This window comes from Leptospira stimsonii (assembly GCF_003545885.1).
GTDB lineage: Bacteria > Spirochaetota > Leptospiria > Leptospirales > Leptospiraceae > Leptospira > Leptospira stimsonii.
The window spans coordinates 1-2,636 of the sequence record NZ_QHCT01000025.1 but is presented as its reverse complement, the minus strand read 5'-3'; the positions used below and the strand labels follow the sequence as shown (position 1 = coordinate 2,636).

3 protein-coding genes are annotated in these 2,636 nt (G+C 33.8%); all 3 read left to right on the top strand.

What is annotated here, in order from left to right:
• Positions 1–435 (top strand): AP2/ERF family transcription factor (locus tag DLM75_RS23945; protein WP_488165569.1); only part of this gene is annotated, 435 nt, incomplete at its 5' end.
• A 77-nt stretch (positions 436–512) separates the two neighbouring features.
• Positions 513–1,373: an Lp29 family lipoprotein gene (locus tag DLM75_RS23940; RefSeq protein WP_118971024.1), complete on the top strand. Its 861-nt coding sequence runs from the start codon at positions 513–515 to the stop codon at positions 1,371–1,373.
• A gap of 471 nt (positions 1,374–1,844) precedes the next feature.
• Positions 1,845–2,189 carry a hypothetical protein gene (locus DLM75_RS23935; protein ID WP_118971023.1) on the top strand — a complete coding sequence of 115 codons (345 nt, stop codon included), beginning with the start codon at positions 1,845–1,847 and terminating at the stop codon, positions 2,187–2,189.
• Positions 2,190–2,636 lie beyond the last annotated feature (447 nt).

Sequence of the window (2,636 nt, the reverse complement as noted above, 5' to 3'; positions counted from 1 at the left end):
GCAATAAGCAAAGATGGGGTAAAATATTGTCTTGGAAGCTTCAAGACGGCTGAAGTTGCGGCTATGATGTATGATAAGGCGGCCTTGGTGATGCATGGGAAAGAGCTTGCCAAGACCAATAAGTCTCTTGGTTTGCTTCAATACAAACGACTGCCTTCCACTCCTATTGAATTTAAAGTCGATAAAAAGGGTCATTATATGATAGGAATGGAAGATCGGAATAGAGTAAAATCTCTCAGAAAAATTCTAAAACAAATGACTCGCTTCTACGGATTTAGAGAGATAGGGGAGATGCTCGAATACAATTCAAATACGATTTATAGATTTATTAGTGGGGATCGTAACTTTAGATCGGAGGCAGTAGAATTTCTATTCTCTCGGTTGAAAAAGCTGAAGAAGACTTTCGAAAGCGATCATGTAAGGATAGATTTTTGAAAATTTATAGCTATGAAAGGATCTGTTTTACATTTCTAAGAAATTAAGTTTGGTAAAATGGCGGAGTCAGTTAATTTATGAAACAAAGAGAAGCTCTAAGGATTTGCATTTTTTTTCTCAGTTTAGTTCTGAATCAATGCTACGCCCATTTTGCGTTGGAGAACAAGCCGCCATTACAAAAAAATCCTGAATTATTTCTCTCAAAGAAAAAAATAGCTCTGATAGGTTTTAACGCTTATGATTATGAAATCGCTCTATTAAAACTAAATAGACAGCACCGGAATACTGGAGTTTTAACTAAGGGTACTGGTTTTAACGGCTTTCGATACTATCTAGTTGCGAATGCTTACTCAGAAAAGAGTTTCATGAGTTCTTTTGGCATTGGTAAAGATCTTTCTGATTACTCTACTTCAGAAGCAATTTCTGAAGAGATTAATTATTACATGCTCGAAAATTATAAATCTATAGTAAAAGAGAATAGTGAAAAGATTGATGAACCCGACTTATTTTACGATTTATTGTTTAAGAAAAAATTTCAAAAAATTAAAAATGGTACAATCGATTATTATATTCTTGCCATCAATTATTCCCCTTTTCAGAGATCTTCCGTATTAGGTTGGTTCTCCATTCCGCTCTCAATCATCCCATCTATAATTACTTTTAACTTTCTACCTGTCGTTGACCACCAGGTTTCTTATTCAAAATTCATGATTTACGACAAAAATTTAAGCCTCTTAGATGAATTAGAAATCAAAAATGAATACTTTGTTTTTCATTCTCTTTGGAAGCGAGATAGTTATCCGTGCGTTGCATTAGATAAATATGCGAAAGTAGGTGCGCGTCCGCAACCTTCGTGTATTTGGGAGGGGAATCTAAAAGAAGGACAGGGTTTTGTTAAGGAATTCCTAAAAGAAGAGCTGAGCTTGAGTGGCAAATAGATAGGGTGAGAAAGGTTTGAGGTTTGAAAGAGGAAAACTAAATCTATTTCGAAATCGTTTGTGACCATTGATCATATTCCAAATATAATGAATACTATACTCGAGAAATTACTTCTACTAAAAACATTCGAAATATCTCCGAGAAGATTGATGAATCTCCAAGGATTGCAATCCTGGGTAGTAAGCCGCATACCGATTTTCAGTATCTTGATAAAATCGAGGACATTAAGGTGAGTTCACTGGACTTCAATAATATTGGCTTAATCCCCACGAATACGTTTATACTTCTTTTATTAAAAATCAAACTTTTTGGATCTCAGAGTATGATAACTATTCCCAGGCAAATTATGTCGAAGAGTTGGCATACAAAGTAGCTTAGGTGAAGATAAATGAGTATCTTTCAAAGCAGATTCTAATCTATTTCGGCAAGAGCTGCCAATCGTCAACTAAATATAAAATTGGAGAGTGATGATGAAATCAAAAATAATAAAAATCGTTTATAATCTTTTGGTAATATTTTCCTTTGGCCTTGGGTGCGTATCCTTAAAAAATAAATATGTAAATGAAGTAATTGTATCGGAGGAGTCGAAATACCGAAAAGAGATAACGACTAAGATTTCTCTATTAGATGAGGCTGAACTCAGGATGACTTACATTAAGAGGGGAAAAGAAGAAGAGCATCGACTAACATTGAACTATGAAGGGAGGTTTATTCATATTTCGAAGCAACTTGAGTTAATCGCAGATGATAAAATAATTAGCGTAGGTATTTTAAAGAGAAAGATTTCTCCGTATGGTCGTTACAGTATTTCCTAACTGCTATACTTATCAATGGATAAAGAAATACTATCTTTGATTCTGAATTCGAAAAATGTAAGTTTTAAACTGATCGGAGAAAATGGGTCGAGTGTATTTCGTTTTGATGGAACAGGTAAACAAATGCTATCGAAATTTAAAAGAGAATATGATTTAATGAGCTCAAACTTAATTGATTAAACTTATCGGGAATCGCCGCATGAATTATGAGAAAAATAATCCGTCGTTTTAGAAGCTATAAAATGAAAGTATCTTATAAATGAAATGAATTCTTTTTCGAAACTAATCTTTGGTTTTCCTCAATTTTGATTCTTTTTTTAAAAACTTTGAAGACGCTATCGTTCTGCGATTTTATAAAATAAATATTTACTATGAAACTAGCGACCTCGGTTGACAGAAACGATAAAGTATTCAACCTGAGGAGTATGTATGGCGACGGATTCTCAA